We start from the raw sequence: 22884 nt of genomic DNA on the forward strand, positions 1-22884 counted from the left end.
AGGACCACCGCGTCACGGTTTTTCCTTCTCGTCTGTGTCAACGGGTTTCCCTGTAACACCCTTCAGGGCTTCAAGTAGTCCGCGATACTTATCATTCTTCGCCTGAAGTAAGACCGCGCCCTTTTCGCCTGATTCGGTTTCGTAGGTTATGCCGACAAAGTGCTGCTTGTTCTTTTTGAACATCCCGAGGGCAAATAGAGGGTTAATCAGAATCGCAGCAGCAGCGTAGCCCTTAATATTCCGAGAAGCATTCTTGCCGTAAGACAATCCTGCTACCCGTTTCGGATCTATTTTGACGGTCTGTTTGTCCTTCAGGAGTAGGAGGATTTCAGTAGATGAGACGGTTAATTGGTTGTCCCAGGAGTCAGGCTTAACTTTGGTTGTGACTGTGCCGCCGTTATATCGGACTTTGAAGGCGTTTCCTTGGGCAAAGCAGACAGAGCAAATCAGGAGAATTGAGAGGCAAGCGGTTAGAGGTTTCATGGTGCCTGAGAGGCTATAACGAAACCCTCAAGGCGTCAACGGTTGATGGCGTGCTCGAACCTCAAGCCTCGCTCCTTGTCGTCTATGGATTGTTGACGAATCAAAAAAGAAGGGGCCTGATCCCTGTAAGAAACAGCCCCTCCTCGGCAATCACGATCCCCTTTGTGAGGGAAGGGTGAAAACCGGGACGATCATACGCCCGAGTTAGTTAATTCTCAAATCAGGATCATCAAAGACAGGATCTATCAAAGTCCCACATCCTACTCTTGGACACTTCACAGGATACATTTCAGGCGGGTGCCGAACGCTTACGGAGCATGTTGGGCAGTTAGCGACTAGTTGTGACGTGTACGCGGGCATTGTCGCGTTGATGTTTCCAAAGTAGTTTGGCGGATAGTCGCTCTGCTTACGCGGCAACACTTCATCTGGATTCAACTTCGCAGCCTTTGCACTTATCTTGATCGCTTCACGCGCGATCTCTGTCATTCCATCAGCACGTTCCTGCGCTTCACCCAACGCCCCTTCTGCTCTATTAGCTCTTGCTTCAGCGGAGTGTGCGCGAGCGCGGTAGCCGATGACTAAGAGGCCGCAAAGGGTTGCGAAGACAAAGAGACACCCGAGGATGAAGAGGGCGAGGATCACTTTCTCATTTCCTGGAAGTGAAGTTCGTGAGGAGATCGGATACGCAGTTCAAACCGTCTTGGTTGTTCTTCATCGAACATCACCTGCATTGTGTGCCCTACGTGTTTAGAAACGACAGCAGCAGGAATAACATTCGTGGGTATGGATATCCGGTTGTTGCATGTGAAGCAAACTACAGAGCCGGGACTCAGGACTTCTTCGGTCTCGCTCATCTTTCCTCCCGTGCGGCTGCTTTCGGTAATCGAATATCCTTGAATGATCGCTCCAGCGTCTTGCCCAACTCCCGCCACGTCTCGCAGGCTTTTTGAAGCGTGTAAGTCGATTCAAGAATCGCAACGTACAAGTTGAATCGCGCCCATGCGTGGCGGCGCATTACTTCATCGTATCGTGTTTGGTTCACTGCTTCTCCCTTGCGGCTATAAGAGCGTCAACGGATTCTTTGAAGCGGCCGTGGATTGCTTCTTCGTCGATGGCTACATCGCAAATCGCATTCTCACCTAGCATCTGTGCCCGCCGGAGAGCAATCGCTGCGTCGATAACAGCGCGTTCGAGTTCGTAGAGTGCTATTGGCTTCACCTCACTGTGATCGAGAAATCCGCTACGTTCACGAATCTCAATATGTACTTCGGCGTCGGGGTTAGGTAAGAGCGTCTCAAGCACCTGCCTATTTTACTCCCTGAAACGTAAACCGTAAACACAAACTACTCTGTTCTTTCAACTTGTGAAGGAGCAGCGGCTTGGCGTTCGATAATCAAGTATTTCCTCTTAGTCTGTCCGCGCTTACACCCCGTTCTGGCTGGAGCACGACGGTTGTAGAGCTTGGAGGAGGCACAGAGCAGCGCAACGTCAACTGGTCGGATGCTCGCCGCCAATACGACGCTAAACTGGCCGAAAACTTCGCCCTAACCGACTTCATTGCTGTAGAGAAATTCTTTAATGCAAGACGAGGAAGAGGGCGATCGTTTCCATTGCGCGACCGCTCATCCTTTCGGGCTACTGCTGAGGCTCTTGGCACGGGCGACGGATCAACGACCACATTCCAACTTAAGGTTGCCGGAGGGGACGCCTCTAACGCCTATCAGCGGGAAATTTATCTACCAGAGACAGGCACTTATACGATCTACGACAACGGGACTCCTGTAGTTGAGGGAGTTGGCGCCGGAAAGTTTCAGTTAGCTCTCACCGGGGCAACAGCAGGACTTGTCACGTTTGGGACTGCGCCCATTGCCGCCCATGTTCTGACTGCGACTTTTGACTACTACATTCCCGTCCGGTTCGATTTGGACAATTTTCCAGACGCGACATTGTTCATTTGGACCACGGGAACCACCGGCCTTGTCAAAGGGCCAAGCATCCCGTTGATCGAAGTCCGCTATGCCTCGGAGTTCTAATGCCTAACCTCAGAATCCCACAGAACTACCAAGGCGCGTACAGCGCGACCAGTCTAATCACTCACCTTGCAGGCGCGACGCTAACAGTGTGCGTCTGTGCTCACGTTGTCTCTGAAGTCAATGGAGACGTCGTAGCGATTACTTCATGGTCTCAGGACTTAACGAGCGTCCCTGGTTATCCCGGCGTCACGTTCAAATCTACGGCAGGCATTACCGCCTCAAAAGCAGAACACTCCGAAGGTGCTAGACCCGCCAACATGGAGGCGGATCTGTTTCTCGTCTCTGCTGGAATTACCGAGGCCGACATTCTCGCTGGGGTGTGGGTTCACGCTACCGGGACAATCTTCATCACGAATTATGAAGCCGTGGATATGGGCCAACTGATAGTCATTAAAGGCCCGTTGGGTTCTATCGTTCAGAAAGTCCCGATGGCTACGACTGAGATTCAATCGTGGAGTTCTGCCCTCTCAAAGATGATCGGCGCGATCACCAGACCCGAATGTGCTAACCGTTTCTGTGATGCCGCGTGCGGATTAAATGTTCTGGATTTCACTGAGACGGGAACGTTAACCGGGGTGACCAGTGCCACGGTATTTACTGACTCCGCGAGAACTGAAGCAGATGGTGAATTCAATAACGGAGAGTTTGTTTTTACGAGTGGATCGAATGCTGGGCTTCCATTCAGGCAGATAGACAGTTACGCAAGCGACACGTTCACACTAAGACAACCATTCCCCTATACGCCTCAAGTGGGGGATGCCTATAGCGCCGTGATCGGGTGTCAAAAAAGATTCCAAGCGGATTGCATTACTCGTTTTTCAAATGCTGATCGGTTCAAGGGTTTTCCTCATGTTTCTACGCCTGAAAATTTGCTCCGCCTTCCCACGAGTTGACGGATCGCGGAAGTCGATGGTTGAGACGTGCTTGCGACTATTACACGAATGACACAACGGCTGAAGATTCCAAATGTAGTTTGTCCCGCCTTTGCGAAGCGGGACAACGTGATCAACGTGCAAGCGCACCCCGGTCTTAAGGCAGCCAAGGCAGCGGTTCCCGTAAAACGCGCAGAGCGCATCCCATTCGGTTTTAGTCCAAGAGCCTTCCGCTTGCATTCGCCGCGCCCGCGCTCTGTGTCCCGTCGCCCTCAACTGTTCCTTGTGTGTTTGGCGATAGATTTTGCCGCGCGCACGTTCTTTGGCGGCCCACTCAGGATCGCGCTCTTGGGCAGCGACTCTACTCGCGCGGACTCTTTCCGGGTTGGCCGTTCTCCATTGCTGTTGTCTCGCTTTGTTCTTAGCCTCGTTCGCCTTGGCCCACGCGCGGCTTCGCTCCTTAACGGTTTCCTTGTTTGCCTCGTAATGTCGGCGCATCGCGGCTTTATATGCGTCAGGTTCGCGCCCAGCACACGCACCGCACCTGCGAGCACGTCGCCCGGTGCGAGAACGAGGGAAGTTAGCGGCCCTGACTGGCACGCCGCATTCCGTGCATTTGAAAATAGTGTCGGGCGAAGCGGCTCTGTGATTTACCGCAGCAGGACACTTCTTGCTGCAATAACGCGCGGTGTCTTTTCGGGCACATGGAACTTCAAAAGGTCTGTGACAGCGTTCGCAGAGTTTTGTTACAGTTCGTTTAGCCATTGCCGTTCACTCACTACCAGTGAAGGTGTGTGGTCAGGCCCGCTTGAGAACTCCAATTCTCTTGTGGGCCGTTTTGTATTTTAACACTTGTATGGCCTTCGACGTAAACAGATTTATTGCTGATGCCCTTGCTCTATCCGAGCAAGAAGTTAAGTTTCGCGACCAGGGCGACGATCCGAAAACGGGCATGGATTGTGTCAACTTGCCCAAATACTTAGTCAAACTTCAGGGGCTAGAACTCCCTGCTGAAATGGAGGCAGCGTTCAAAGCCTACAACCCAACTTCAGACGGGAAACGAATGTTTCAGCTCCTAAAGAAGTATCTGATCGAAGTCCCAACAGAGAAGGCTAAGGCAGGGGATCTTTATCTTTTCCGAGGCAAGCAAGACACGCGACATATAGCAATTAGATTAACCGATGACGACCCGCCGATGATTTATGAAGCCTACAGAAGTTCGATAAGGCAGAAGGCGATCGTTAGTCAGCTTCGATTTGTAAGAGCAAGACACATCGTAGCGACGTTCAGAATTCCGAGTGAGTTAATAGCGTGAAGATCGTTCTCAGTGTCGTCTTGATCTGGGGTGCTTATCGCGAGCGCTTATTGACCCGTCCGCTCAGTCTCCGTCCTGTGTTTGTCTCTGGTTTCTTTACTCTCTTCGCAATTCTTGATCTGTACTTTGCGCCACAAGGCGTCTGCCGCGCCGATCCAGTTTCCATAGCCGTATCTATGGCGATCTCGTTCGCTATTACAGGCGCACAGGTTGGACTCCAATACGCCTTAGCTTCAAAACAGAAAGTCCCACCGATTGACCGCGGAAGATTAGACGATATCCGTATCTCGATCGCGGGATACAACGAGCACATTCTTAAACTCTGGGGGAAGGCTCGCGGCGCTCCGATTTGGATTTGGGACTCTCGAATAGTTCACACGACAGTTACAACTCCGGGTCAGTCAGGAGGCAAAGGTCCGCCAAAACCTCCTACTCCTGACACGGTGGATCACATCTACACAAAATCACTAGCCGGGGTGTGTCACGATGGAATTATCTATAACGACATAACCCGGATGTGGTTTGATCTCGACCTCGTTTTCAACGGAAACCTCCTTGAGAACTCCGCTCTTTATCGAGAAGCAGAATTTGCAACTCTCGCGGGTGGAGCAACGATCGCCACATCAGCGGTCTGTTCAAATGGAAGAAAAGTCACCGGATTAGGCAATGGCGGGAAAGCTACTTTTGCGGTTAATACATCTGCGGGAAGTTACGAAGTCAGCATTGCTTACATTTCATCGTCTGACCTGACGTTTAAGGTGTCAGTGAACGGCGGGGCCGCTCAGGATGTTCTCTGTACTTCATCGGGCGGCTCTGCGGTTGCTTATAAAGTTTTTAACGTTACGCTGACTTCAGGTGCGAACACTCTGGAGTTTGCGAATGCTGCCGCAGCATGTCCCGATCTTGATCGGATTCAAATCGCCCCTACGCTAGTTTTACCAGAAGGCTTTGACCCGCGAAGCTGGACAGGGATTCAAGATCCATCCCGAGTCTTCCCAACCGAAAGAGATTCCCCGTGGGGATTTCAAAACGAGCAACCTATTCCGATTGATGGCTATGGAACTTCTAACGGAGCCTCAAGAGTTGGTAGTTCGGCAAACCTAACTAAGTGGGGTTCGCCCACGATACGTTTTTACCAGGGGACCACAACCCAAGACCCTGATTCAGCAATAGTCACCGATAAAGGCGCGGGGAACGTGCCGGGTTATCACGATTTCGCTTATCTCGTTCTCGAGTCCCTTCAGTTACAGAATGGACGTTTACCTAACGTCACGGTCGAAATAGACCAAGGGACAAGAGACGTTCGCACGATCGTAGAAGACCTTTACAGGCTTTGCGGTGTGGATTCTACCAACCTCGAACTATCTCAACTCAACGGATTGATCCTTGGTGATACGGAAGGATTCAGCGAAGGAACTTATTCAGACATCACTTGGGCAGGAGTCAGTAATGCGACGACCGGAGCAGGAGGATCGTTTGCTAAGAGTGGCGGTGGTGATGGCTGGACTTCTTACGCGAATTCAGGAGCATCGATCGCCGCCGGCACAGACTATGCAATTCGGGCCACTATCGGCACCGGAGTAGGGATGATCGGGTTCGCCACAACTAACACTCCAGGTAATTCCCTTCCTCATCCTTACGACCAGATGCCTTTTGCGGTGCTTTGGAATGTTGATTCGGTCCCGTCACAAGAGGCTAAGAATGCCCTCCAGATGTCTTTAGGAGGATCGAATAATACAAGCGACATAGGTACGTGGTCCCCTGGCGATCAACTCCAAATAGAAGTCCGAGACGGATCGTTTTACGCCTATCAGAACGGGGCGTTGTTAACAGGGTTCGTCACTCCTGTTCCTTCATATCCCTTGAAGGTTGTCGTCATGGGTTACAAGCCCGTTGGCGATCCTGATGGTGGAGGGGTTACAGCCGCAAGCCAAGCATCAGGGTCGAACATTGGATCCAGGCCAACGATTGTTAATGCCGGGGCTTTAGTTGTCGCTACTCGCAGACCAGCAAGCGAGATTCTTAATGACTTAATGACTCGTTTTCAGTTCGACATGGTGAATGTCGATGGCAAAGAGAAGGCAGTTTTAAGGAATGCGAGTTCAGTAGACATCGTTATTCCCTATGCGGATCTTCGTGCTCATCTCTCGGGCGAGGAGATGCCTGCCTGGGACTGCGAAATCCTCGACATTGATCCAATTCTTCTGCCTCACAGAGTGGATGTAGTTTACTTAGATCCACAGTTGGACTATCACACGAACGTCCAATCCGACATGCTCGCGAGTGGTCCGCAGACAGAGATAATGAATATTTCTCTGAGTGTGGTTGATTCTGCGGACAACGCAAAAAAGCTATCCACGACCCTTCTGAATAAGTCTCACATGGAGTCGCGATCGTTCAAGTTCAGACTTGGGCCGAAATACCTTCACACGATGCCGGGGACGATTGCGACCCTTCAATTACCTAACGCAACTCATACGGTCAGGTTTACTCAGTGGAAAGCCCAATTACCCGCCGGCGTGATCGAAGTCGAAGCGGTGAGACATGCGGCTTCTGTTTATTCACCGACAGCAATTGGATCGATAAGTGCCGGGTACGAGCCTCCGATAGTTTCGATTGTTGGGAATACCGAAGGAATCATTTTAGACGGGCCGCTACTGAGGCCGGAAGATGCTGGGGACGGGACTCAGCCTGTTGTCTATGTTGGTGGTTGTCATCGGGGCGCAGGGACGTTTGACGGGTTTTTCTTCTACATGGAATACCCGATCAACTCAGGGAACTATGAGCTAGTCACCGGCGGCAATTTCGACAAACAAGCAGACATTGGAGTGACGACAGGGACGCTAGCTTCTGTGGTCGATCCGTCCGTGTGGGATCGCGTTTCTAGTGTCACGGTGAACTTTTATACAGACGTGGCGCTAACCAGTCAGACAGAAGCGGATCTGCTCAACAACCCAACTCTTAATCTTTTTGCCGTGATGAATCCCTCGACGTTTGCCGTGGAGTACGTTCAGGCGGCTACCGTGTCGTCCTCGGCGGCTACGGCACCTTACAAATCGCGCTACACGCTTTCGACTTTCTTGCGCGGCCGGATTGGGACAGATAACAACGTCGGCGCTCACACCTCGGCAGACAAGGTGTGCGTGGTTAATTCAGCATTGAAACCCATTCGAATGAACGTTGTAGATATAGGGAGATAGTTATGAAGTTCTTACTTGTAATTTTTCTTTTGGCAGCGGTGCTTGCGTTTACGCAGCAACCATCGGCTCAAGTGGCGTGCGAAGGTTGTCCCCTGCCGGATGCTACCCCCACACCACAACCGACGCCTTTTGATCCCGGCGATCCGCCTCCGTTTGGTTGCTACTACGTGGTCATCAATGGCGTGAAGCATATAGTTTGTGAGTAGCGGCGATGAAGTACAAATTCGTTTCAAGCGGCCAGAACGTAGACGACGCTTTAGTGGTTTCGCAGACGCTTCGCGGTCAATCATTGAAGCCTCCCGGCCCGTCTAACATTCTTGGTGAGCGCAATAGCGCGGGGGATCTCTATACGCGATGGACGCGGCGCTCGCGGATTGCGGGGGGGTTGCGTCCTAGCACTGATGTACCGCTCGCAGAAGAGAAGGAGGAGTTTCTTGTTGAATGGTATAGCGGTTCGACTCTCAAGCGCAGCATGAATGTCAGTACGGGAATGGCGATGGCCGCGGTACTTGAAGGGAACGGTGCATCCAAGTTTGCTGGCATCGATGGCAACTCCGCGGCAGTGTCGGGTAGTGCTCAGGCTCTCAACGTTGTTTCATTGCAAACCATCACCCAAGCCGGGAACTTCATTGAGGCGACCTTAGAATCAACGCTCGCGGATTCAACGATCATTTTTGGCCTTATTCCAACAACAAGGGATTGGCGAGCGTCGAGTGCAACGCCTGACTATCGCGTAGAGCTAAGCAGCGCAGGCGCGGGCGACTTGCTAGAGCTGTATGGCGGGACAACGCTACTTCACTCTGAAGATGCCAGCGCCTATGCCGCAACCGGAGTGCGAATACGGCTGATTCTTTCCGGTTCTGAGGTGCGGTTCGTGAAGGACTGGACGCCCGGCGCTCCTGCGTTAGCTGTGAGCCCTATCGCGCCGACTTACCCGCTTCGTCTCTTCGCTAGAGTGAGCGTTGGCTCTGTCGGCACAAGCAATTTTAGAAACGCCATGATGACTACCGATCCAACGCCAGGAACGATCTACAGTGCGGCACAGCAAACGCTCGATTTTGGCAGCACTCAATCTGCTATCAAGGTGCGTATCTATTCTAGAAGCGCAGTAGTTGGCCTTGGGGATTACACAGAAAAGACGATCTAAAACGTAAATATTCTTTCCCGCCTATTCTGAGGTTTCACAGATGGGGACTCTTACGAATAGTCGGGCGACAACTCCGGTCTCGGAGATTGATGCGCAGAAGGTTGCGACCTATAACGGCTCGCTTCAGATCCTCGACAGCCTCGAAGCTGGGAAGATCGACATTGCCATCACCACCGCTGACGTAACCCTTACAGGCACACCCGCCGCCCCTCAAGCGCAAAACAAATACTTCAATATCTCGGGAACGCTCACGGGGAATCGCTCGCTCATTTTCCCTGTCAACGATGACGATCCAGCTACCGGAAATCCTCGAACAATCTACGTGAAAAACGGGACCGCGGGAGCGTTCACCCTAACGGTAAAAGTCTCCGGGCAAACAGGGGTAACGGTTACTCAAGGCACCACCGCGATCCTCTTACATAACGGAACCGACTTCGTAAAGATCCTTGAGGTAAACCACGCCACCGGAGTTATCAGCACCGCTTCTCTTGGGGCTGCGTGGGCTTCCTACGTCCCTACCTGGACAAACATCACGGTTGGGAACGGAACGGTCACCGCAAAGTTTCAGCAGATCGGCAAAACCGTATTCGTAGTTGTTCATCTGGTTTTTGGCTCTACCACAGCGGTGTCAGGCGCCGGAATATTCTCTTTGCCTGTAACCTCTGTCGCGTTAGTCGGAGCTGCCAATGCAACTCCTTTGGGCGTGTCTCAGTTCTACGATACTTCGGCCGGGCAAAACTCCGCCGGCAACGTAGTATTAACTTCGACTACTACAGCGTTGTTGGGAGTTGCCAAAACAGACGGCACGTATCTTCAGACAGTCGGCACAAGCTCAACAGTTCCCTTTACCTGGACCACAGGAGACGAGATACATGCTGAGTTTTTCTATGAGGCAGCTTAATTCCAAACCTGAAGAGGCAAGACTAGAAGCGGTAGCCTAGCTCCTGGGGTCTACGATCTTCTCTGCGGCGCGGTGGATGGCGTCAGGGGCGAGCTTCAAGGCTTTACAAATAGCATCGCGTTCAGTCGCGAGTATTCCAATCCAGTTTCCGTTGCCGCCTTTCATAAGCCTGCCCTCAGATTCGAGGTTTATATCCGGCGTGACCCGCTTCTCGAATTCTGCCAACCACTCAGCGGTGATAACAAAGTCTGGTGCTCCTTTGTCCGGCGCAGGCGCAACACTCCACCTCACTGACACACCACCCCGTTCAACAATCTGAATAAAGCACACTGGACAGAGAATGCCCGGCTCGTTGGTATCACGGACGTACCTGTTCCAGAGATCGTTGGGCGCAAACCATACGACGTTAGGGCGGCCACATTTCTTACAGGAGTCTTCGGGATGCCCCGTCTCCGTGACTATGCAGTCTACAGTTATGCGACTAACGGGCTGGAATGTAATGTCTTTATCCCACTCGACGCCACGTTCGTCAGCCAGTCGGGTAAAGCATCGCAGGCAGATAATGTTCCGCAACTGAGAATGATGAACGACCAATTCCCAAACCTCATTCGGGACACCAAACATGACGCGGCTGACTTCGCCGCAAACGGAGCAGATTTCTCTATGCGGTTTCCGCTCGGCACTAACCGCGTCCGGCACAGGAGTTGAGGGAGTAGCAGCGCGGGCGACCATGAATCGGTGCAAGACCTCTCTCGCGGCTTCAAAGTTGGCGTCGTTGTAGTAGTGCGATACTTCAGCCGCCAGAACGTCGAGCGATCCATCAGCGTTGAGCGCCGCTTCACCTTCCCCAGCGGGTAGGGATGCGCGGGTGTATTCAACGTTCTCAAACGGTGCTGCCTGCGCCAGATCTTTTGATGGAGTAACCGCAAATCCTTTGGCAGGATCGTAATGCACAATAATACGCAGCGGCGGCAGTTGCTCTTGGTTTATATCGGTCATAGCTTCGTTCCTTTAGGTTCTAGTTCCGCTTGTTAGACCAGACAGGCAAAGTTGATTGCAGTGCCTTCACTTGTCGTTTAGAAATTAGGAAGTGTTGTGTTGCGTCATAGTGCGAACCGCACACGGGACAGTGAACGTGTTCATCGGCGGCGACGTTAGCGGGCCACTGAAAAGTCTCACCGCAAACGCAACTTATATCGGCCATCGGCTTCTGTTGTTCGTCACTCATCGGCTTCGTACCTTCCTTAGTTTCCTCTTACGACAAGGCTTCTTCGGTGCAGGTCTTTCAACAGTCCGGCAGCGGAGGATCTTCCCGACCGTCTTGCAGACCCGATCCCCGTTGAACGTCAGAGTAAATAGCAGTAACAGGATCATCTAATTGCTCCTTCACAGGATTCCTAAGAACGCCAGAGCGTTTAGCAGGTAGAGTTTTACGAGCCCGTATTTCATCCACACTTCCATAGCGCCGCCAAGAATTGCCTGAATTTGAATTGCCCGTTGCTCACTCATCCTTCATCGCCTCTCTCGCGGTCGCGCAGGCGGCGTGGAACTCTCTGACCTTCTGCATAGCTTCTGCGAGCGTACGACCTTTGAATCGTTCGTGGACTTCGTACTGCGTTGAGATAACTCCAATCTCAAAATGCTGAGTGGCGTCTTGGTGGAAACCTGCATTCCGCGAATTTTGTATTTCAAACGAGCAACCCGGCCATAACTTGCGAAGTTCAGCCATAACGCTCTCTGGCGTCTCCCCTTCTGTGGCCTCTGGTTTTTGCACGGTAAACACGTCTTCGTTGAGTTCGGCTTCGCATGATTCGCGCCAGCAAGCGTCGCACACCACGCCTGCCTCGACTCCGTGCAAGCACGTTGGCGGCTCATCGTCGGCGGGTGTGGGTGCTCGTCGCGCTTGCGCTTCCCGCAAAGCTACCGCGCAGCCAAAGTCGTGTGTAGCCTTGCGGCACTCAGGGCATAGGGGTGCTGCTCGGTGTATTGGAGCGGAGCGGGGTTGGCCGCAGTGGTCACACTTATTCGGGACGAAGTTCGAGGACTCGGCAGGTGTGTCCACAAACTCATGCTGTTTGGTAGGGTTCATGCTCATAGGTCTCCTAACATGGGTCGCTTGGGTCTGCCGCGGCGTAGTCAACCATCTTGTCGGCTAACTCCTTTGCGCAGTCGGACGGATTTAGCTTTTTCTGATAACGCCCTTCGGGAACACAGCCGTAGCCCGTTGAGGCATCGTTGCCGCGCTCTTTCCAATGAGCCAGCGCCGCGAGCCTGTACTGCTCTCTGAGGTAGTCCTTCGCGGTCGTGATGGACTTCAGCGCATCTCTGCCTTGAGGACTTCGGTTGATCTCTTTCAGCCTGCGGATGAAGGCCGCGTTGTTGGCGGAAATCTTGTCGTGTTCACTCACGATGTTTGTCCTTTCATCGCCTCTACCTGAGCTAGTGCAGCGCGAGCGAAACATTTAGCGCAGCGTTCGTTGACTACCGCGCAACAGTTTTCGTTGTTGCACTCGCAACCACAGTCCGCTTCGTAAGCCAAATAGATTCGCTGCAACGCCGCCTCTACCGCCGCAGATGTATTGAGCGCGTCCGTGACTTGTTGCGCCATCGCTGTGCCGAGTTCTGTTTTTGGAAACGCCGCAATCCGGCGCCAGTTCGCGTCGTGAATCACGGCGTCGCTATAAGCATCCAAATCCAAACGCACGGGAAGTTTCAGCGGAGTTACTTTATCTGCTGGTTGTTCTGCCTCACTTCTCATATTGAACTCCTACGACCATCTTGCCGTTGACTCGTTCGGTGATAACGTCGCCGCTATAAATCGCAAACCACGGCACATTGGACATTTCGCCTGCCTCTGGATAGGCCATGATGCGCGTAATGTCGTGCAGTCCGACGCTCCACGTATATCCTTCGACCGTAAGCGAGCGAATCGGGCGCGGATCGTCCATTACTGATTGCGGTTGTTCTGCCATAGATGCTCCTCTAGTCGATCTCTCGAATCTCGTAGCGGTAACTGCGCTGCTCGAATCCAGCCGAGAAAGTGATTACATCTCCGTCAAAAGTCGCATCGTCGAGACACAAGCCATCGGCTAGTATGCGTAGCCGCTCCCGCCTCTCTTCCCGCGCTCGCTGCGCATCGGCTTGGGTTGCATCGCGCTCGCTTTGTTGTTTTGCTTGGTATGCTTCCCATGCTTCAGGATCATCGCGCTCTAAAGGCTTGTGCTTGCCGAATGCGGTGAACTCGACCAATGCGCCGTCTTTGGTTTGTGCGAACATTCCACGACGCGGAGTGACGCCGATCATTGAGTTGCCCCACGATCCCTTATTCCAATAGTCACGGATTTCCGGCAGCGTCCCGCGTCCGCCGATGAACTCGTCATAGAGTCGAACAGCATCAGCACGCGAGTATGCCGCGATGTAGCCATGTTGGAAGTCCAACAATCGACCGTTGAATAATTTCAGTTCTCGACTCATCTCAATTCCCTCCTCCACTGGCGAAGATCCACACCACGATGCACAGCCAGAACAGCGCGGCACTGAGAAGTTGGCGGAGGAGTTTCATTGCCCTTCACACTTAGCCCAAAAGCTTCTGGACGCTGCATGATCCTTTGGCGAAAATTTATCAGCGCGATTGTCAGAGCGTGGCGGCAGAACGCGGTCGCCGTCGCAGACAATGACGTACTCAGTGACACGACGAATCACGGATTCCTCCCTATCGCTGCTCTCTGCGCCGTTCCGCGCTCCACTGATTCAACTTCTGAAATTGCCGCCAGTGTTTTCTTGTCGTTGCTTCGCTCGGCGCATGTAAGGCAGATGTAAATGCGGTAGGGCGGATCGCCGCGATGTGCTGCGCCATAGAGCCTTACTGATTCCGCTGGCATCGCTTCATTGCACGTTTCACAGCGTCGCAACTTGCGCGGTCGTCTTACTAACTCAGCCGAGATAATCATGCTGCTTTCGCCTCCTCTGCTGATTCAACTGCCTCGACTTCAACGCGCCCCTCGCCGGAGCAGGTTTCGCAGTCACGCAACTCCTCTTCCCCCGTCCTGCGCCCTCCGTAGGTGCGGAGTTCGTAGAGGCGGACACCTGAGCCTTCGCAGTCCGGGCAAGGCTTCTCTACTGTGTCGCTCATAGATGCTGTCCGTTCTTCGCCTTGTCGAAGATTTCCTGAAGCACGTCAACGTTGATCTTCTCCCACACAATGCGTCGCAGTTGTTCCACTAAGCCATCCTTGCGAATCTTCTCTCGCAATTCAGGCGTCGGTTCGACAAGGCGCAGAATGTTCCAAGGATTGTTGGACGCCCCAACGGGTCGGCCATCATTGCGACGGTATCGAGAATCACGCGGCAGAATAATCTGCGTTGCCGTCACGCGCTCAACAACATGCAGTGATGCGCCATAGCTACCACTTCGCACTACCACTTCATCTCCTGCTTTGAGATTCGCTAGCCAGTCATTCATAGGTTCACTCATTCATTTCACCTCTACTGTGTCGCCGTCACTGAGGAGGACGGACATCACGCCGCCTCCGCGCCGCCGTTCAAGTAGTGGACTCGTTTGGCGGCTTCCTCTGCCGAATCGTGATCGCTTTCCGGCTCCCACGTTCCGTCAGGGCGATAGAATCCAACCGTCCAAAGATTCGATTCGGACTTGATATAGACGTATGCGTTTGCCATCTATGCCTCTCTTTGTGCTGATATGTCGGCGGACTCTTTCAGGTCTCGCGCTTTCCGCCGTTCTGCGATTGGTGTTCGCAGCCCCGAGTAGTCGTAAGGCTTCAGTCCATACTTGCGATCAATCGCTTCAAACTCATCCGCCAGCCGAGAGAAGATCGCGTCTGCGGTGGCGTCAAAATCGACGGCAGACTTCTTAGTCGTGTCGCTCATTGAATAATTCCCTCCGTCACGATTGCATTTCTCTTCTCTGCTTTACTGGCACACGATCCACAAACATTGAGACAGACGGAGCCGTGTGGATGCTCTTTCGATACTCCGTACAGAGCGTGATGAGTCGCATGACCGTTGACGCGAATCTCGCCGTCTGTGTGATCCTGGACTCGAGCGCAATGCTTCGTATGTTGTGGCCCACGCCTCCACCGTAAGGGTTTCGTAGGAACAAGCATTCTCGCGTCATGGCTGGGCCTCGGTGCGGATAGCGGCGAGCACATCATCACGGTACTGAGCAATCGGGCGCGGCTCCTGACCGCCAACTCGCATCACGTCGGTAATCGCTCGCGTTGTCGGAACTGCCGCTACCTTCTGCGCGTCCGCTTCCTTCTGCGCCGCGCGCACGTTCACGCCAAACTGAACAAGAGTGCGAACACACTGCGCCTTTGCGCGGTCGGCTTGATCTGTTGGATTTGGAAACAACGGTTCGTAAATGGCGCTTGCAATCTCGTCTGCGTTTTGTTGAATCTCTTCGTTCGTCATAGCTCCTCACTCCGGTCTGTTTTGTGGAGTTCGGGATGATTGCGCAATAAGTCTTTGATAGTGCTTTCACACTCGGCCAACAACTCTGCTGGTGTCCGATAGTGCCAGTTGCCGCACCAGTAGCCGTCCTTACCTTCGCGCCTTCCTGTGTGCCACAACGAAGTGCCATCGGATGACTTGCTGCCGTGAACAGTTCCGGCGTGTAGTTGTTTTGCCATCGTCATAGCTCCTCTTCAGCGGCCTTCAATGCGGCGGTTAACTTGTCCCGCGTGGAGTACCGAATCTTGATTCCTGAATGCGTTATCGGTCCCGTTACGTCCTCTAGCGCCTCTCTTACGGCGTCAACTAACAACTCGAAACTATTTACGGCTCGAACGATATGCGCGGCGTTGGCTCCCGCATCGGTGTCTGTCTCCGCGAGGCTTGGCGCAATCGTCACTGCCCCTTCCGCGACAATGCTGTATCGCCCGTCAAACTTGCTTACGCGCCACGGCCTTTTTTGTCGGTGTTGTTTTATCTCCCATATCCTCTCCCACTCGCCCCTCTCTACTTACTTCGGCTATCTTGTTTGTCGATAACGGGCTTCTCCCACACTTCGCAGGCGCCGCCACTAAACGGTTCAAAGTGACGCTCAAATCCCTTATGCCTCAAGATTGCTTCCATGCGCCCCAGCGGAGTTGGAACCGCAACGCGCAGCCCCTGAGACTCGATAGCCGCAAACAATCCTGATAGATAGCCTTTGCCGTGTTCTTTACAATGAATGAAGCTAATCATTACGCGCTCGCCATCGCGGAATAGATAGCTGTCGCCGTGAAACTTGTCAGACGTGAAGCCGAGAATTCGCGCATACGGATCGTCTATCGAGATCATGAAATGCTCCTGCGCGGAAAGCTTGCCTTCATCAACTTGAACGTCGTTCATATCCTTCTCCTTCTTCTCTACTGGGGGACTCAGCGCCTCACTTCAATTCGCATCACCAAGCCCTTGGTCTGTTCCTCTTTCTTCTCAGGTCTTGGCAGCCGCTTAACTGGCTCCTGGTATGTTCGGGTCCGTGCTGTTTTGGAAAGTACTGGGTGCTGCATGTTTGGCCTCCTAAGTTTGTCTTGACGCCTTAAAATCTTTCGTCTATGCTGTCTTGCGTACGCGTCAGTTCGTAGAGCATACGCTACACGGCGTACAGTGTCAACTGAAATTATTTAGATTGATTAGGCGGGGCTAGAGGAGTATTTTGGGCGCAGTTCTCCCCGCTTCGCCCTGCGAGGGGCGAACGCCTTAAGAACTCGCCTTTCGCCTGCTCTACTTCGGAAGAAGGGCCAGCAGTATCGTAACTAAGATCGTTGTGGTGGTGGCGCTTTGTGTCGAGCTTTGCTGTGACGAATTGGACGGACTGGGCGACGGTTCTGGCGCGGGCGGTCCAACGGTCTCACCGGCGAAGGAGACGACGGACAGAACACACACGAGCAAGGCGCAAGTGATTAGCTTTTTCATAGTGGATCTCCGAGAGTGTAAGTGACTAAAAACGCAATAGGTTCTTATCAGTTAGGCGAATGTTCAGCAAGCCGCGAGGTGGCTGATAGAGTGTTCTATCTGTGTCAGGACGGTCGGTTTGTTGAGGCCCGGTCTCTTCTCGCTGAAGACGCGTCCGATGATCCGGAAATCCGGCTTGCAAGCGGCATCGTTGCGTATTGGGAAGCGAGTTCGGGGCGGGGTGAGATTCAGACAGCAAAAGACATCCTCAGTCGCGCAGCCCGGTTGTTTTCCGCAGAGGGAGACCGTGACAGAGAGGCGTTCGCTAATGTGTATGTAGGGCTTTGCTATATGTGGCAGGGCCAGCCGACCGAAGCTCTAATCTGGATCGGACACGCTGTTCGCGAATCGGCAGATTACTCTACTCAGTACATCGGTTTGTTGAGTCTCGCGGTTGTAAATTGCACACAAGGGCGTTGGCGATCTGCGCTCGATAATCTTGAGCGTCTCGCCGGATTGGTTGAGGCGCAAGAGTGCCTGTCTCTGATTGGGCGGTTTTATCAACACCGGGCAATGGCGTACCGACAAGGACACGCTGATGGAGAGCAAGGGTTCCTGAGGTTGGCGATTGAGGATTACGAAACCGCGAGCAACTATTTTGAGCAAGCAGGCAATCGAGGGTTTGAAGGGAAGGTCTTAAACAATCTCGCGTACCTCTACATTGAAAGCAACCCGCGACTCGCGCACATTCACATCGATCGTGCCATATCTCTTCAAAAGAGTGTGAATGACTTTATAGAACTGGCACAAGCGCACGATACAGAGGCGCTTATTTTCCTTCGCGAAGGGCAACTAAAAAAAGCAAAGCGCTCCATCGACAAAGCGATCGCGACTATGCGCGTAAACGATCATCGTCTCTGGCTTCCCAATCTTCTGATTACGCGCGGTCGAATCTATAGCCAGGCGAAACTGGTTCAATTATCAAAGAAAGACTTTGCGGAAGCGGCCGATATAGCGGAGGCGGCGGGGGATCTGCCGGCGGCTGCGCGTGCGTATCTTGCGGCGATTGAATCCCTGGTTGAGCTAGTCCCGGTCGGCGATCTCATCGCAATGTATCGCCATGCCAACCGATTAACCCCTGATGGCAACACCAAGGCTGCAATGCGCGTTATGGATCGCGTAAGCGAAATCTTTGCTACGTCCCTTCCCGAACTAGCCAAGACAGAACACCAGCAAGAGGCTGAGATTTTCCGTCGCGCTATCCTCGACGCCAAAGGCTCGATCACAAAGGCCGCTACGCTTGTTGGGCTGCCGCGCCAGACCCTTGCATACAACATCTCAACCCACCACCCAGAATTGTCTTCTCTCCTGAAGCCCCGCAGGCGCCGGAAAAAACTTTTAAGTTGACCGATTTTCGCCAACCGAACTCAAGGCTTTGCCGCTCTTCATTTAATCCCGCCCGCACCTCAATAGTGATAAAATCATGGCAGTGTTTTAGTCTGACTTCTTGCTAATGGTGGCGTTATAGTGAGCGGAACCCTGAGTAGACCGAGACCCCCAAGGAGCATTGCCCTGTGAACGCTCAACTGCTCCGCGCTGCCGACCTTGCCGAAGCTGTCCTCAAGGGACCGGAAGATAGTCAGCCGGATGCGCTATTTGATTTGATTCGGTTTTTTTGCGAGATAGAAGACAGAGATCGCGAGGATTGTGCGGAAGCTGCGCAGGAGAGAATTTACCCGCTTACTAAACACTATCGAGATGGTTTTGAAGCCCGGCGCAGCGCCTAAGGTTTTGAACGCTTCGCAATAGCCTCGATAAGATTTTCGACTAGGATAGCGATCTCGCCCTTCTTACTTGGAGTCAGATCCTCATAGGCTTCTAATGCCTCAGCTAGCCACGCTGTTCGCAGTCGCGCTTTGTCTGGCCGTTTCCCTTCCAGTGCTCTAATAAAATCTTCGCGGCTAATACCGAGGACTTTTGCCATCCCTGTGATGTTGTCCATCCGCGGATTGGTCTCATTCCCGTTCCGATACTTACCGATCTTGGCGTGGTGATAGTTAAACCGATCCCCTAATTCCCGAGTGGAATTGAGACCTAAAGCCTTCTTCCTGGCCTCAATTAACTCATCAATAATCGGGTTCGGAACCGGATCGACTTTCGGAGACACGGCGGACACTATATCGCGTTCTTTGTCGCGTGGACGCGATTCTGTGTAGAAAGTGGTTGACACGGCTTCTATTGTCATATAGTCTTAACGCTACGCGCTGTAGAGCGTACGCGACACCTTAAAAGACATGGCGAAACGAGCAAAAACACGACCAGAAGTATTCAAGTCTATTCGAGTTGACGGCCTCCGGCTGACGTTGGGCGATGTGTTTCGAGGGACCGGGCTGGCAAAACAGACCATTAGCGGATGTGAAAGCCAACAATACGATCCGAGCGAAAGCGTTCTCACGAAGCTGTTTACCTTTTACGGTCTGGAGTTAAAACGCCGCCAACGAAAACTTCAAGAACTAGAAATCGATCTCATGGCGGCTGGCGCTGTGAATGGTGGCCGGTCCGTTCGGTGAGCGGGGGCGGGTTGGTTCCGCCCCTGAACTTTTTTAAATGTATACCACGGCGCGAGCTTTAGGGCAATAGGCAAGAGTTGGGCAAATGATTTGCGAACGCTGCAAACACGAGATTGCGCGCATTCCGGTTGTGGATGACGCGAACGCTTTTGTTCGGGGTCTCGACCTGGATGCTTTGCAGTCATTGCCTGTTGAGCGACATGCCGAATTGCCGCGAGTGGCTGCTGTTTACTTCGCGATTCATTGCGAGACCGTCTGCTACGTCGGTATGACGATTGACCTGGATCGCCGGTGGCAGCATCACCCGCAACTAGACCGCTTGAAACTTTACGGCGGACGGATCGCGTGGATAGAGATTCGACGCGAACAACTCAGGGTCGTTGAGAAGGCCGCAATCCTCTATTTCAAACCAAAGTGGAATGCCGAACGAGTGCCGCAGCGCGGTGTGTGGCGACAGGTTGCGGAGAATCTTAACCGCAGGTCGCTGCCGCACGAGATTCGCTTTCTAACCCTAGAAGAGATTGTTTTCGGTAACACGACTGGCCCTCCAGTAATCGCAGAGAGGCAGGCGACAAGCCATGCAGGTTAATGAAGAGGAAAAAGGAGAGTGACGGATGAAGAAAGCAGTCGAAAGTTATTTTGTTGTGCCGCCGCGTCCGTCGATTCGGCTTTACATTCCAGCAAACGAGAAGAAAGGAACGCTGGCCTGTATTGACGCGATTCAAAACCTGTTCGGTAAGGGCGGCAAGTATTGGATCAAAGGCGACGAGAAGATCGAGAAGGATGGCATAAACAAATTCTGCCTTGTCGGAGCCGCCAAAGAGACCAATGGGCAGTATGAGAACGCAGCGCGCGCCGCAATTTCTCTTGCCGTCGCGCAGATGTTCCCAAAGAAATTCGATTTAACCGAAGACGAAGTGGAAGACAACCTCGCCTACGAAGGCACGATCACGGACTTCAATGACGACAAGAAAACCAGTTGGAAGAAAGTCTTGGAAGTGCTTAAGACCGCGCGGAAGTTGGTTCGAGAAGCCTGAAGTTTGATTTACGCAGATGAACCCAATGAGGAATTTATGGATCGCGATCAACTAAAAGCGAAGTTGCAATTGTTAGCAACGGATTGTGAGCGAGATCCGCGACGTGAGATGCGAGCGGTTGCCGCGGTTTTTACGCGACGATGGCCGCGATTGCCGCTCACGAAGAAGAGTTATTTATGCGCCACGTCACCAAGTTTTCACAGGGTCAGATTCGGCGGTTCGAGGCCGCGAGGAACTAAGTGAAAGTTGACACCTATCAATGCGATATCTGCCGCGTGCAGAAGAAAGACGCGAACCACTGGTTCGAGGGTTATTTGCTGAGCGGGGAAGATAAACCCGCAGGCGTACAGATTCACCGCTGGGGTAGCAATCCAGTTACAGGCGAAGTTCACGGCCCCAGCCCCGAGCACGCGGATGTTCATCTATGCGGCGCGGCCTGCGCCATAAATTGGATCAGCGAGAACCTTTTGAACTGACTCCCCTTACTGCAAGAGCGAAGCGAAGGAAGCCATGAATAGGAATCTGGGTGGGAAAGAAAAAGGCCACTAAGCGTATGAGCGCCGTGGCCCTGCCACCTTACAAACTGAAAGGAAAAAGAAGATGGCACTAAGGATTATAAAGGCAACCGAGCCTCTAACGATAGAACAATTAGTTCTCTGCATTTACAGCCCGCCAGGAATCGGCAAAACCTCGCTGGCGTTCACGGCTGACAAGCCTCTGTTACTCGACTTCGACGGCGGCGCATATCGGGCGGGAAATCGCGGCGACATTGTATCCGTAAACTCATGGAACGACGCAGGCGGCATCGTCGCTAACGACCTGTCCGGCTACAAGACCCTGATTATCGACACGGCTGGCAGAGCGTTGGACTCGCTGACAGCGGACATTATTCAGGGCAATCCGAAGCTCGGGCGAAGCGGTGGCGCCCTAACCCTGCAAGGCTACGGCGAGTTGAAGTCGCGCTTTATCGCCTTCACGAAACTTGTCCGTTCATTCGGCCTCGACATCGTGATGCTCGCGCACTCTGACGAGCAGCGCGGAAACGGCGACGATCTAATCGAGCGAATTGACGTTCAGGGTGGTTCAAAAAACGAAATCTACAAAGCCGCTGATGTAATGGGCAGACTGCGAATTACCAACGGCCGGCGCGTGTTGAACTTTAGCCCGACCGACACTGCGTTCGGAAAGAATCCCGCCGGCCTCGCAGAGTTGGCCGTTCCTTCGCTTACTGACGATCCGCATTTCCTTGGGGGCGTAATTGCTGACATTAAAACCGCGTTGAATCGGCTGACAGCCGACCAGCAAGAGGCCGCGAAAGCCCTCACGGAGTGGCAAGGCAAGTTTGCCGCGGTCGAGACAGCGGACGCCCTGAATGGTCTTATTCCACAAGCAGCGGACGCGCCTGAGAGTGTCAGGGATAACGTCAAACGCCTCTTGGTGAAGGCAGGTAAAGACAAAGGGTTCGAGTGGGACGCGGACGCGAAACAGTTCAAGACGAACGGCAACGGATTTAACCCGCTCGCGCAGACCACCAAAGACGGCATCACGTCAAAGCAGGCCAAGGACATTCTCGCATTGACGAACGAGCTTGACCTTCCTGACGCGGACGAAGCGGCCTCAAAACTGTTCAAGATTCCAGTCAAGGTTGATGACCTGTCGAAAGAAGCGGCCAGTCGTCTCATTGCGGATCTAACCGTCCGAGCAGACAACGCGGGAGCGAACTTCTAATGCTGCGAATTTCTGTCTCAGATTTGGACTCGTATCGTTACTACAAAGCCAACGAGGAGATGACCCTTCAGGACATTCTTTCGCGGCTTCGCAGAGAGGAACCACCAAGCCCTTCAATGCTCGCAGGACGCGCCCTGCATTGCGCATTAGAGGACGCTCAGTGGGAGGACGAGCAACTTTGGATAGACAGAGACGGCTTCCGCTTTCACTTCATCTGTGATGCCGCTCTGACTGTTTCTGCCGTGCGAGAACTGAAGGGCGAGATGCCTATCGATACGCCTTCAGGTCCGGTGACTCTGGTTGGGGTTGTGGACGCGATCGGTGATGACGTTACCGACTACAAACTGACAGGCCGATTTGAAGCAGAGCGATTCGCTGACAGTTATCAGTGGCGTTGTTACCTGATGATGTTTGGAATGAATCGGTTTGTTTACAAGGTGTTTGTCGGAGCGGAAGACTCCAGCGGTACAGGGTTCGATGGTAAGCCGTTCGCGGAATGGTTAATCCGCGAATACCACGAGATGCCTGTATATCGGTATCCAGGGATGGAGCAGGACGTTAAACGTGAAGTCGCAGAGTTCGCCGCATTCCTGCGTCAATACGGATTTGAACAGCGGAAGGCTGCATAAGGATTCGGGCTGACACGCCTCGCCCTAAGAGCGAGTCGGAGTATTAAAGCGAATAAGCCGAGTGTCGGCCCGA

The 22884-nt window shown here is 53.0% G+C and carries 31 protein-coding genes; 15 read left to right on the forward strand and 16 right to left on the reverse strand.

Annotation, left to right across the window (positions count from 1 at the left end; all coding sequences use genetic code 11):
* Nucleotides 1–12: 12 nt before the first annotated feature.
* Complete coding sequence (locus VFX97_16905; GenBank protein ID HEX5704880.1) at nt 13–483, reverse strand: hypothetical protein; 471 nt, start codon at nt 481–483, stop codon at nt 13–15.
* A 1038-nt stretch (nt 484–1521) separates the two neighbouring features.
* Nucleotides 1522–1785 (reverse strand): hypothetical protein, encoded by a 264-nt coding sequence (locus VFX97_16910; GenBank protein ID HEX5704881.1) that lies wholly within the window; start codon nt 1783–1785, stop codon nt 1522–1524.
* A 77-nt stretch (nt 1786–1862) separates the two neighbouring features.
* Here VFX97_16910 and VFX97_16915 point away from each other — a divergent pair, with 77 nt between their 5' ends.
* From VFX97_16915 to VFX97_16945, 7 genes are all read left to right on the forward strand, one after another.
* Nucleotides 1863–2516 carry a DUF2460 domain-containing protein gene (locus tag VFX97_16915; protein HEX5704882.1) on the forward strand — a complete coding sequence of 218 codons (654 nt, stop codon included), beginning with the start codon at nt 1863–1865 and terminating at the stop codon, nt 2514–2516.
* Nucleotides 2516–3409 (forward strand): DUF2163 domain-containing protein, encoded by an 894-nt coding sequence (locus VFX97_16920; protein ID HEX5704883.1) that lies wholly within the window; start codon nt 2516–2518, stop codon nt 3407–3409. Before VFX97_16915 ends, VFX97_16920 begins: the two co-directional genes overlap by 1 nt.
* 835 nt (nt 3410–4244) lie before the next feature.
* The gene (locus VFX97_16925; protein ID HEX5704884.1) at nt 4245–4703 is read left to right on the forward strand and encodes an NlpC/P60 family protein; all 459 of its coding nucleotides are present in this window, start codon (nt 4245–4247) and stop codon (nt 4701–4703) included.
* Nucleotides 4700–7903: a phage tail protein gene (locus VFX97_16930; GenBank protein ID HEX5704885.1), complete on the forward strand. Its 3204-nt coding sequence runs from the start codon at nt 4700–4702 to the stop codon at nt 7901–7903. Before VFX97_16925 ends, VFX97_16930 begins: the two co-directional genes overlap by 4 nt.
* Nucleotides 7904–7905: 2 nt before the next feature.
* Nucleotides 7906–8109 (forward strand): hypothetical protein, encoded by a 204-nt coding sequence (locus VFX97_16935; protein HEX5704886.1) that lies wholly within the window; start codon nt 7906–7908, stop codon nt 8107–8109.
* A gap of 5 nt (nt 8110–8114) precedes the next feature.
* Entirely contained in the window at nt 8115–9050 is a 936-nt protein-coding gene (locus VFX97_16940) for a hypothetical protein (protein ID HEX5704887.1), read from the forward strand.
* Between the two features lie 40 nt (nt 9051–9090).
* Nucleotides 9091–9951 (forward strand): hypothetical protein, encoded by an 861-nt coding sequence (locus VFX97_16945; protein HEX5704888.1) that lies wholly within the window; start codon nt 9091–9093, stop codon nt 9949–9951.
* Nucleotides 9952–9987: 36 nt separating this feature from the next.
* On the opposite strand, the gene VFX97_16950 is transcribed toward VFX97_16945, so the two are convergent.
* From VFX97_16950 to VFX97_17010, 13 genes are all read right to left on the reverse strand, one after another.
* The gene (locus tag VFX97_16950) at nt 9988–10950 is read right to left on the reverse strand and encodes a hypothetical protein (GenBank protein ID HEX5704889.1); all 963 of its coding nucleotides are present in this window, start codon (nt 10948–10950) and stop codon (nt 9988–9990) included.
* Between the two features lie 502 nt (nt 10951–11452).
* Nucleotides 11453–11680 (reverse strand): hypothetical protein, encoded by a 228-nt coding sequence (locus VFX97_16955; GenBank protein HEX5704890.1) that lies wholly within the window; start codon nt 11678–11680, stop codon nt 11453–11455.
* Nucleotides 11681–12053: 373 nt separating this feature from the next.
* Nucleotides 12054–12359, reverse strand: coding sequence for a hypothetical protein (locus VFX97_16960; GenBank protein HEX5704891.1), 306 nt, complete (start codon nt 12357–12359; stop codon nt 12054–12056).
* Entirely contained in the window at nt 12356–12709 is a 354-nt protein-coding gene (locus VFX97_16965) for a hypothetical protein (GenBank protein HEX5704892.1), read from the reverse strand. The genes VFX97_16960 and VFX97_16965 overlap by 4 nt, the downstream gene beginning before the upstream one ends.
* Nucleotides 12699–12923 (reverse strand): hypothetical protein, encoded by a 225-nt coding sequence (locus VFX97_16970; GenBank protein HEX5704893.1) that lies wholly within the window; start codon nt 12921–12923, stop codon nt 12699–12701. The genes VFX97_16965 and VFX97_16970 overlap by 11 nt, the downstream gene beginning before the upstream one ends.
* 10 nt (nt 12924–12933) lie before the next feature.
* Nucleotides 12934–13425: a hypothetical protein gene (locus VFX97_16975; protein ID HEX5704894.1), complete on the reverse strand. Its 492-nt coding sequence runs from the start codon at nt 13423–13425 to the stop codon at nt 12934–12936.
* A 472-nt stretch (nt 13426–13897) separates the two neighbouring features.
* Nucleotides 13898–14083, reverse strand: coding sequence for a hypothetical protein (locus tag VFX97_16980; protein ID HEX5704895.1), 186 nt, complete (start codon nt 14081–14083; stop codon nt 13898–13900).
* On the reverse strand, nt 14080–14424 hold the full coding sequence (locus VFX97_16985) for a hypothetical protein (GenBank protein ID HEX5704896.1): 345 nt from the start codon (nt 14422–14424) through the stop codon (nt 14080–14082). The genes VFX97_16980 and VFX97_16985 overlap by 4 nt, the downstream gene beginning before the upstream one ends.
* 44 nt (nt 14425–14468) lie before the next feature.
* Entirely contained in the window at nt 14469–14627 is a 159-nt protein-coding gene (locus tag VFX97_16990) for a hypothetical protein (GenBank protein ID HEX5704897.1), read from the reverse strand.
* Entirely contained in the window at nt 14628–14837 is a 210-nt protein-coding gene (locus tag VFX97_16995) for a hypothetical protein (protein ID HEX5704898.1), read from the reverse strand. It lies immediately after the preceding gene.
* Nucleotides 14838–15080: 243 nt separating this feature from the next.
* Nucleotides 15081–15380 carry a hypothetical protein gene (locus VFX97_17000; GenBank protein ID HEX5704899.1) on the reverse strand — a complete coding sequence of 100 codons (300 nt, stop codon included), beginning with the start codon at nt 15378–15380 and terminating at the stop codon, nt 15081–15083.
* Nucleotides 15377–15598 (reverse strand): hypothetical protein, encoded by a 222-nt coding sequence (locus VFX97_17005; protein ID HEX5704900.1) that lies wholly within the window; start codon nt 15596–15598, stop codon nt 15377–15379. Before VFX97_17005 ends, VFX97_17000 begins: the two co-directional genes overlap by 4 nt.
* A 328-nt stretch (nt 15599–15926) precedes the next feature.
* A complete protein-coding gene (locus VFX97_17010; GenBank protein ID HEX5704901.1) occupies nt 15927–16301 on the reverse strand; it encodes a hypothetical protein in 375 nt (124 codons plus the stop codon).
* A 588-nt stretch (nt 16302–16889) separates the two neighbouring features.
* Here VFX97_17010 and VFX97_17015 point away from each other — a divergent pair.
* Together VFX97_17015 and VFX97_17020 are read left to right on the forward strand one after the other, a co-directional pair.
* Nucleotides 16890–18254, forward strand: coding sequence for a hypothetical protein (locus VFX97_17015; GenBank protein HEX5704902.1), 1365 nt, complete (start codon nt 16890–16892; stop codon nt 18252–18254).
* Between the two features lie 167 nt (nt 18255–18421).
* On the forward strand, nt 18422–18634 hold the full coding sequence (locus VFX97_17020; protein HEX5704903.1) for a hypothetical protein: 213 nt from the start codon (nt 18422–18424) through the stop codon (nt 18632–18634).
* On the opposite strand, the gene VFX97_17025 is transcribed toward VFX97_17020, so the two are convergent.
* Entirely contained in the window at nt 18631–19092 is a 462-nt protein-coding gene (locus tag VFX97_17025) for a helix-turn-helix transcriptional regulator (protein ID HEX5704904.1), read from the reverse strand. The two genes, VFX97_17020 and VFX97_17025, sit on opposite strands and share 4 nt — an antisense overlap.
* Before the next feature lie 49 nt (nt 19093–19141).
* Between VFX97_17025 and VFX97_17030 the strand changes: the two genes are divergently transcribed.
* The 6 genes from VFX97_17030 to VFX97_17055 all read left to right on the forward strand — a co-directional run bounded on the left by VFX97_17030 (nt 19142) and on the right by VFX97_17055 (nt 22811).
* The gene (locus VFX97_17030) at nt 19142–19417 is read left to right on the forward strand and encodes a hypothetical protein (GenBank protein HEX5704905.1); all 276 of its coding nucleotides are present in this window, start codon (nt 19142–19144) and stop codon (nt 19415–19417) included.
* 85 nt (nt 19418–19502) lie between these two features.
* Nucleotides 19503–20006: a GIY-YIG nuclease family protein gene (locus VFX97_17035; protein ID HEX5704906.1), complete on the forward strand. Its 504-nt coding sequence runs from the start codon at nt 19503–19505 to the stop codon at nt 20004–20006.
* 25 nt (nt 20007–20031) lie between these two features.
* The gene (locus VFX97_17040; GenBank protein ID HEX5704907.1) at nt 20032–20454 is read left to right on the forward strand and encodes a hypothetical protein; all 423 of its coding nucleotides are present in this window, start codon (nt 20032–20034) and stop codon (nt 20452–20454) included.
* 239 nt (nt 20455–20693) lie between these two features.
* The gene (locus tag VFX97_17045; GenBank protein HEX5704908.1) at nt 20694–20930 is read left to right on the forward strand and encodes a hypothetical protein; all 237 of its coding nucleotides are present in this window, start codon (nt 20694–20696) and stop codon (nt 20928–20930) included.
* Between the two features lie 124 nt (nt 20931–21054).
* Nucleotides 21055–22182: an ATP-binding protein gene (locus VFX97_17050; protein HEX5704909.1), complete on the forward strand. Its 1128-nt coding sequence runs from the start codon at nt 21055–21057 to the stop codon at nt 22180–22182.
* Nucleotides 22182–22811: a hypothetical protein gene (locus tag VFX97_17055; GenBank protein HEX5704910.1), complete on the forward strand. Its 630-nt coding sequence runs from the start codon at nt 22182–22184 to the stop codon at nt 22809–22811. The genes VFX97_17050 and VFX97_17055 overlap by 1 nt, the downstream gene beginning before the upstream one ends.
* Nucleotides 22812–22884: the final 73 nt, after the last annotated feature.

It is taken from the genome of Pyrinomonadaceae bacterium (genome assembly GCA_036277115.1).
Taxonomy (GTDB): Bacteria; Acidobacteriota; Blastocatellia; order Pyrinomonadales; family Pyrinomonadaceae; genus UBA11740.

Coding starts and splice junctions, on each gene's coding strand:
- VFX97_16905 (HEX5704880.1), bottom strand. CDS start 483: ATGAAACCTCTAACCGCTTGCCTCTCAATTCTCCTGATTTGCTCTGTC.
- VFX97_16970 (HEX5704893.1), bottom strand. CDS start 12,923: ATGGCAGAACAACCGCAATCAGTAATGGACGATCCGCGCCCGATTCGC.
- VFX97_16965 (HEX5704892.1), bottom strand. CDS start 12,709: ATGAGAAGTGAGGCAGAACAACCAGCAGATAAAGTAACTCCGCTGAAA.
- VFX97_16980 (HEX5704895.1), bottom strand. CDS start 14,083: ATGAGCGACACAGTAGAGAAGCCTTGCCCGGACTGCGAAGGCTCAGGT.
- VFX97_17030 (HEX5704905.1), top strand. CDS start 19,142: ATGGCGAAACGAGCAAAAACACGACCAGAAGTATTCAAGTCTATTCGA.
- VFX97_17050 (HEX5704909.1), top strand. CDS start 21,055: ATGGCACTAAGGATTATAAAGGCAACCGAGCCTCTAACGATAGAACAA.
- VFX97_16920 (HEX5704883.1), top strand. CDS start 2,516: ATGCCTAACCTCAGAATCCCACAGAACTACCAAGGCGCGTACAGCGCG.
- VFX97_17035 (HEX5704906.1), top strand. CDS start 19,503: ATGATTTGCGAACGCTGCAAACACGAGATTGCGCGCATTCCGGTTGTG.
- VFX97_17005 (HEX5704900.1), bottom strand. CDS start 15,598: ATGGCAAAACAACTACACGCCGGAACTGTTCACGGCAGCAAGTCATCC.
- VFX97_17055 (HEX5704910.1), top strand. CDS start 22,182: ATGCTGCGAATTTCTGTCTCAGATTTGGACTCGTATCGTTACTACAAA.
- VFX97_16935 (HEX5704886.1), top strand. CDS start 7,906: ATGAAGTTCTTACTTGTAATTTTTCTTTTGGCAGCGGTGCTTGCGTTT.
- VFX97_17025 (HEX5704904.1), bottom strand. CDS start 19,092: ATGACAATAGAAGCCGTGTCAACCACTTTCTACACAGAATCGCGTCCA.
- VFX97_16975 (HEX5704894.1), bottom strand. CDS start 13,425: ATGAGTCGAGAACTGAAATTATTCAACGGTCGATTGTTGGACTTCCAA.
- VFX97_16925 (HEX5704884.1), top strand. CDS start 4,245: ATGGCCTTCGACGTAAACAGATTTATTGCTGATGCCCTTGCTCTATCC.
- VFX97_17040 (HEX5704907.1), top strand. CDS start 20,032: ATGAAGAAAGCAGTCGAAAGTTATTTTGTTGTGCCGCCGCGTCCGTCG.
- VFX97_17010 (HEX5704901.1), bottom strand. CDS start 16,301: ATGAACGACGTTCAAGTTGATGAAGGCAAGCTTTCCGCGCAGGAGCAT.
- VFX97_16950 (HEX5704889.1), bottom strand. CDS start 10,950: ATGACCGATATAAACCAAGAGCAACTGCCGCCGCTGCGTATTATTGTG.
- VFX97_16985 (HEX5704896.1), bottom strand. CDS start 14,424: ATGAGTGAACCTATGAATGACTGGCTAGCGAATCTCAAAGCAGGAGAT.
- VFX97_17000 (HEX5704899.1), bottom strand. CDS start 15,380: ATGACGAACGAAGAGATTCAACAAAACGCAGACGAGATTGCAAGCGCC.
- VFX97_16945 (HEX5704888.1), top strand. CDS start 9,091: ATGGGGACTCTTACGAATAGTCGGGCGACAACTCCGGTCTCGGAGATT.
- VFX97_16990 (HEX5704897.1), bottom strand. CDS start 14,627: ATGGCAAACGCATACGTCTATATCAAGTCCGAATCGAATCTTTGGACG.
- VFX97_16955 (HEX5704890.1), bottom strand. CDS start 11,680: ATGGCTGAACTTCGCAAGTTATGGCCGGGTTGCTCGTTTGAAATACAA.
- VFX97_16995 (HEX5704898.1), bottom strand. CDS start 14,837: ATGAGCGACACGACTAAGAAGTCTGCCGTCGATTTTGACGCCACCGCA.
- VFX97_16940 (HEX5704887.1), top strand. CDS start 8,115: ATGAAGTACAAATTCGTTTCAAGCGGCCAGAACGTAGACGACGCTTTA.